We start from the raw sequence: 6,184 nt of genomic DNA, 5'->3' as shown, positions 1-6,184 counted from the left end.
TACAGCTTACAGCTTACAGCTTACAGCTTACAGCTTACAGCTTACAGCTTACAGCTTACAGCTTACAGCTTACAGCTTACAGCTCATTGTCATAGTCATATTCATAGCCATAGCACATAAGTCTTAGTCAAATTTACCGTGGAAGTCATGCGCCATACTTGATGGCTTGATAAGTTTTGTAACGTTTAAGTGTCTCATTTTTTGTACTTGCATCTATGCTTAATAAAGGCGTTTGCTGGAGCATAAAAATGTTACAAAAAGATGAAAGAGAGAAATTTATTTATGGCGGTATCTTAGTACCTACTAGGTTGCTGATTTATTGTGTTTATTTTATCGTTTTCTGTTTTATATTCTCCGTAATCTCAGGCTGTAGCAGCACGAGCCCAACTAAAAAAACACCTAATGTCAGTTCCTTATTCAATGATAGTGAGTTCACGGCTGTCACGATTCCAGATACTGATGCCATATTTGCACTGCCTGAAAAACTGAAAATAGAGATAAGAAGAGACTATGCGCGTTCAGGTGGTATTACCGGTACTAAAGTTCCTGTTAATAAATGGTTAGCTGAATACATTGATGCGCAAAATGGTGGGTTCGAATATCGTGACCATTTCACCAGAATGGCGAGTATAACGGCTGAGGAACGTGCTGGGAATTGTATGTCACTAGTGGTTTTATCAACTGCTATTGCTGATGTACTCGGTGTGCCTGTTAAGTTTCAAGATATAGATGTCGAGCCAATATGGGACAGGCGAGGGGGCTTTTATTTAGTTAATGGTCACGTCAACATGAAGTTACTTCATGTGGATCAGCCCAATACATATAGCATGAGAGGCTCTGAAATATTAGTGGACTTTTTACCTGAACGTTCAATAAGAGCTTACAGAGTGAAGCAAATCAATAAACAGACCTTAGCTGGGATGTATTTTAATAATGTTGCTGCAGAAGCCTTAGTGAAAAATGACTATGACTTAGCTTATGCGCTTGCTAAAAGAGCAATTGAACTCGATCCCTATTATGTTAATAGCATTAATACGCTGGCCGTGATTTATCGTCATAAAGGCATGGATGAGTTAGCCGAAAAAGCTTATCGTCATGTATTGCAGTTAGAGCCTAAAAATATTACCACACTATATAACTTAGCCATTATTCTTGGAGAACAAGAGAGATTAGAAGAATGGCAACAAGTACATAAAGTGCTCGAGATAGCACGGATTAACAACCCATTTTATTACTTCGATATGGCTCAACAAGCCTACTTTGAAAAGCAATATCAAGAGGCGTTAGTTTGGTATAAGCGTGCAGTGGATAGAGCTGATTATCGTCATGAGTTCTATTTTGGGTTATCGCGGGCTTATTGGGCGACAGGTGACCAAAGAAGAGCGAAAAAAAATATGGAAAAAGCAATCGACTTGAGCCTTGATGAGACCAGTCAGCATAGGTACAAAGGAAAACTGCAAGCAATGTTACGGCATTAAGCATTATTCTTATTAAGTTTCATCGCTTAATTAGCGCTATTGGCTGATATATAGCAGCCGCGGTTATTAAAACTATTTTCAGTTAGCACTGAAAATAGTTTTTTATGCGCTGTGCTTATGGCTGAAATACAAGTGCGGCTAAAGGCAGAGTTAACCGAAATAAATGAATTTATTGAATATTTTGTAATGTTAAATTTAAAGTTATTTATTAACAGTGATTTATACTCATAAAATAGATAAAACCATAGATTGAGTGAATTATTGTATGGTACTGTTTGAATTATAAAGCTGTTCGTTATGCTTTACTGCCAACTGTTAAATTTGGCGTAAATAATCTGTTTGCTGGAGCTGTATCAACTATGTATTACCAAAATGATGACGTTAGAATTGACGAGATAAAAGAACTATTGCCTCCTATTGCTATTTTAGAGCGATTTCCGGCGTCAGAAACGGCATCAGCAACCGTGTTTAATGCGCGTGATGGTATTCACCGAATTCTGAATCGCCAAGATGATCGTTTACTTGTGGTTATTGGCCCATGTTCTATTCACGATCCTGTTGCTGCTTTAGACTATGGTAAGCGTTTAATTGCACTTCGCGACAAGTACAAAGACCAACTTGAAATCGTAATGCGTGTTTATTTTGAAAAACCGCGTACAACAGTAGGCTGGAAAGGCTTAATCAACGATCCATATATGGATAACAGTTTTAAGCTTAATGATGGCTTGAGAACTGCGCGTAAACTACTGGTTGATTTGAATGAGTCTGGTATTCCTACTGCGGGTGAATTCCTCGATATGATTACACCGCAATATGTTGCTGACATGATGTGCTGGGGCGCTATTGGCGCACGTACAACTGAATCACAAGTTCACCGCGAGCTCGCGTCAGGCTTATCGAGCCCAGTTGGTTTTAAAAATGGTACCGACGGCACCATTAAAGTCGCTATTGATGCGATTGGCGCAGCAAGTGCACCGCATCATTTTCTATCAGTGACAAAGTTTGGTCACTCAGCGATTGTATCAACGAAAGGCAATCCTGATTGCCACATCATTTTGCGCGGCGGTAAAGCACCAAATTACAGCGAATCACACGTCACTGAAATTGAAGCCCAATTAGAAAAAGCGAAACTACCAACCAATATCATGATCGACTTTAGCCACGCCAACAGCAGTAAAGACTTTAACAAGCAAATGCTCGTTGCTGAAGATGTTGCGGGACAAATTGGTTCTGGTAATCACAATATTTTTGGTGTGATGGTTGAGAGTAATATTGAAGAAGGCCGACAAGATCTTGTTGTGGGCAAAGAGCTTTGTTATGGCCAAAGTATTACAGATGCTTGTATTGGTTGGAGTGATACAGAGAAATTGCTGGCAACACTTAGCGAAAGCGTCATCAAAAGACGTGGTTAACGGTTAATGTGCCATTAATCACTCATCATCAAGCTCTTGAGTAAATCAAAGCTCAAAAAATAAGGCGCTATTCAGCGCCTTATTTATTTGTTGGTGTTTGCTAAATACTCATTGGCTTTAGCTAGGCTTCCAAATGCCGAAATAAGATTGTTTCTTCCTTTATCTTGAAGCTCAGGATTACCTGATTCGATCATCATCCATACCCATGTTTGTATTAATTGTAATGGTGGGTGCTGAACTTTTGCTGCGTCTAACATGTTACTTCCTTTGAACTGGGAAAAAATGTTAATGGCCAGTATAAATCGCCAAAAAGTATCCATTAAAGAGTATCAAATTCTTTTTAGTTGCTGAACTAGAAACACGAGAATAATTGCTTATTTAATGAAATATTTTATATAAAATATCCTTTTATACTACCAATTCGTAACATTGGTAAGTCTAAAGTATTATTCGGTGGTCAATTTTTCAATATAATACGCTTACATTCATGTTGAACAACACTAAGGATTCTCACTGTTTATTGATATTAAATAGAACTTACCTCAAGCAAAAAGTGTTAACTTATTGTTGATGTGATGAATGTAGGCCAATGTATTTTTGAAGCGCAAGTATTTATGGGTGGAAGTAAATGAGACCGTCAGCGTATTTTGATGGACCAGTAGGCAAGCTAAACTGGAAAGTGGTGAGATTATTATGGCCTTACCTATTTGAATTTAAAGGGCGTATATTTTTAGCTATGTTGTGTCTGGTGATTGCTAAACTTGCCAGCGTTGGGCTTCCTTTCATTTTAAAAGACTTAGTTGATAGTTTAGATGGCCAGAAAACAGCAGCAATTGTTGCGGTGCCAGTCGCACTTGTTATTGCTTATGGCTCAGTGCGATTTTTGAATGTCATTATAGGTGAAATTAGGGATACGCTTTTTGGCCGCGTGACTGAACGTGCTATTCGACGCTTGGGTTTAGCTGTATTCGAACACCTACACAGGCTGGATCTCGATTTTCACTTAGATCGCAGAACAGGTGGCTTATCTCGTGATATTGAGCGCGGCACCAGTGGTATTAGCTTTCTAATGCGCTTTATGGTGTTCAATATCGTGCCGACGTTATTAGAAATCACTTTAGTGATCATTATTTTCTTTTTCAATTATGGTATTGGTTTTGCGCTCATAACCTTGATTGCTGTAGTGGCCTATATTGGTTATTCCATTTTGGCGACAGAATGGCGAACGGGTTTTGTTCGAGATGCCGCTAATGCAGACTCTTTATCAAATACTCGTGCGGTAGATAGTTTATTGAATTATGAAACGGTTAAATACTTTAATAATGAACGCTATGAATCTGAACGTTATGATTCGGCGTTAGATCAATGGGAAGTCGCTAAACGTAAAAATAGGCTGTCATTATTTGCATTAAATGCAGGACAAGCCTTAATTATCGCAGTGGCAATGACCTCGATGATGTGGCTTGCAGCGTCTGAAGTGACCGCGGGCAATATGACCTTGGGTGATTTCGTATTAATTAACGCTTTTATGATGCAGTTATTCATCCCACTTAACTTTTTAGGTTTTGTTTATCGAGAGATCCGCGGCGCATTAGCCAATATTGAACGTATGTTTGGTTTATTAGATAAAGTCCCGAGTATTCAAGATACTGCAGGTGCGTCTGAAGTGGTGCCAACAAAAGGCGAGCTGCGTTTCAATAATATTTGTTTTAATTATGATGAAAGACCGATTCTCAATGAGGTAAGTTTTACCGTTCCTGCAGGTCAAAAAGTGGCGGTAGTCGGTGAAAGTGGTGCGGGTAAATCAACATTAATTAAACTGTTATTTCGTTTTTATGATGTTGATAGTGGCTCGGTAACGATTGATGGAAAAGACATTAAACAACTGACTCAGCAAGCACTACGTCAATCGATTGCGATAGTGCCGCAAGATACCGTGCTATTTAACGACACGATTTATAATAATATTTTATATGGTAGACCTTCAGCGAGTGATGAAGAATTAAAAGAAGCGGTAAAATTAGCTAATTTGAGCGACTTTATAGAGTCGCTGCCAAATCAATGGCAAACCAAAGTGGGTGAGCGAGGTTTGAAGCTGTCTGGTGGTGAAAAACAACGAGTCTCTATTGCTCGCGCGATTTTAAAATCTGCCCCTATCCTAGTGTTTGATGAAGCGACTTCATCTTTAGACAGCAAGTCTGAACAGGCTATTTTAACAGCGCTTAAAGTCGCAGAAAAAGGCCATACAAGTTTAGTTGTTGCGCACCGACTATCTACTATTATTGATGCTGATAAAATTGTCGTGTTAAGCCAAGGGAAAATCGCAGAACAAGGCACCCATCAACAGCTTTTACTACAAAATGGCGTCTATGCAAAACTGTGGCGAATTCAAAATGAGCAAACAATCACACTTTGATGTGCAGCTTGTAGACGTTTTCTCTCTTTGATAGTGCAGTTTTTGTGTATAATTAGCTTTAATTGCCTGGAAAGGATTGAGATCGTTTAGGTAAATAGGAAATTATCAGGTAATTAAGCCTAAAAATGGAGGTCGTTAGTGCAAAACATTTCTTTAATAGCAGCCTTAGAGGGTACACAACATAAAGTGACCACGGATTGGTTTGCGATTATGGCGACGCTGGAAAAGCGAGAAATGAATCAAGATGAATTGCAGTCTGTCTATGATGAATTATGCGCAGGTTTGATTGTGACTACCCGTGGACTAACACTCGCAAAAATAAATGATAACGATAGCGAAGATAGTTTATTGAAAGCGGATGATAGCGCGGCAGATATTTTGGTATAAACTTCTGTCGATAAGCCTCATGAGCAAACGGGCTTATTTAAAGACGTAAAAATGAAATTCACATAAAAAAAGCAATCCTTAGGATTGCTTTTTTATTGCTGAAATTGTCTCTAATTAGCTTAAAAGACTATTTTTTAGACTATCTGTTTTGAAACTATCTGTTTTAAACTATCTGTTTTTAGACCAGCTATGACAGACCATCTTAATCATTGAATTTGGGTTAGCATCTTCCGTTAATCTGGTGATTTGTCCTTGTTCGAAACAGATTTTCTCGCCTTCAATTTCAGATAGCTTTTCGCAGTTGCTACAAGTTAACGAAATTGCTTTATTCGTTCTGTTAGCCGTCATTATTGAGTTTTCTGATTTCAAAAATAAGTCCCTAGGAATGTGCTCTACATCACAATTTTACACCTAAATTAACAATAGTCCAAAGATATTCGTTGTCAATATATTAGCAAAAAGTCTAGTAGTTTTTGCTAAAACGTCATTTT

General features: G+C 38.4%; 6 protein-coding genes. 4 read left to right on the top strand and 2 right to left on the bottom strand.

The features are described 5' to 3' along the window. Nucleotides 1-248: 248 nt before the first annotated feature. Together Q4600_RS08600 and aroG are read left to right on the top strand one after the other, a co-directional pair. On the top strand, nt 249-1,478 hold the full coding sequence (locus Q4600_RS08600; RefSeq protein ID WP_303515319.1) for a tetratricopeptide repeat protein: 1,230 nt from the start codon (nt 249-251) through the stop codon (nt 1,476-1,478). A gap of 359 nt (nt 1,479-1,837) precedes the next feature. After that, nucleotides 1,838-2,890: a 3-deoxy-7-phosphoheptulonate synthase AroG gene (gene aroG, locus Q4600_RS08595; protein WP_102528313.1), complete on the top strand. Its 1,053-nt coding sequence runs from the start codon at nt 1,838-1,840 to the stop codon at nt 2,888-2,890. Between the two features lie 83 nt (nt 2,891-2,973). Here aroG and Q4600_RS08590 read toward each other — a convergent pair whose 3' ends face one another. Further along, nucleotides 2,974-3,147 carry a hypothetical protein gene (locus Q4600_RS08590; RefSeq protein WP_102528249.1) on the bottom strand — a complete coding sequence of 58 codons (174 nt, stop codon included), beginning with the start codon at nt 3,145-3,147 and terminating at the stop codon, nt 2,974-2,976. Between the two features lie 371 nt (nt 3,148-3,518). On the opposite strand from Q4600_RS08590, the gene Q4600_RS08585 reads away from it, so the two are divergent. Both Q4600_RS08585 and Q4600_RS08580 read left to right on the top strand, forming a co-directional pair. Next, nucleotides 3,519-5,306 (top strand): ABC transporter ATP-binding protein/permease, encoded by a 1,788-nt coding sequence (locus Q4600_RS08585; RefSeq protein ID WP_303515316.1) that lies wholly within the window; start codon nt 3,519-3,521, stop codon nt 5,304-5,306. A gap of 138 nt (nt 5,307-5,444) precedes the next feature. After that, the gene (locus Q4600_RS08580; protein ID WP_102528251.1) at nt 5,445-5,693 is read left to right on the top strand and encodes a hypothetical protein; all 249 of its coding nucleotides are present in this window, start codon (nt 5,445-5,447) and stop codon (nt 5,691-5,693) included. A 168-nt stretch (nt 5,694-5,861) separates the two neighbouring features. On the opposite strand, the gene Q4600_RS08575 is transcribed toward Q4600_RS08580, so the two are convergent. Continuing rightward, nucleotides 5,862-6,062, bottom strand: a complete 201-nt coding sequence (locus Q4600_RS08575) for a hypothetical protein (protein WP_229369183.1) — start codon at nt 6,060-6,062, stop codon at nt 5,862-5,864. Nucleotides 6,063-6,184 lie beyond the last annotated feature (122 nt).

The organism is Shewanella sp. 2_MG-2023 (assembly GCF_030548905.1).
Classification (GTDB): domain Bacteria; phylum Pseudomonadota; class Gammaproteobacteria; order Enterobacterales; family Shewanellaceae; genus Shewanella; species Shewanella electrodiphila.
The sequence above is the reverse complement of the archived record's forward strand: the minus strand, read 5'-3'. Positions and strand labels throughout refer to the sequence as shown.

Excerpts from the sequence above, each read along its gene's own strand:
- Q4600_RS08585 (WP_303515316.1), top strand. The coding sequence starts at position 3,519 with ATGAGACCGTCAGCGTATTTTGATGGACCAGTAGGCAAGCTAAACTGG.
- Q4600_RS08600 (WP_303515319.1), top strand. The coding sequence starts at position 249 with ATGTTACAAAAAGATGAAAGAGAGAAATTTATTTATGGCGGTATCTTA.
- aroG (WP_102528313.1), top strand. The coding sequence starts at position 1,838 with ATGTATTACCAAAATGATGACGTTAGAATTGACGAGATAAAAGAACTA.
- Q4600_RS08590 (WP_102528249.1), bottom strand. The coding sequence starts at position 3,147 with ATGTTAGACGCAGCAAAAGTTCAGCACCCACCATTACAATTAATACAA.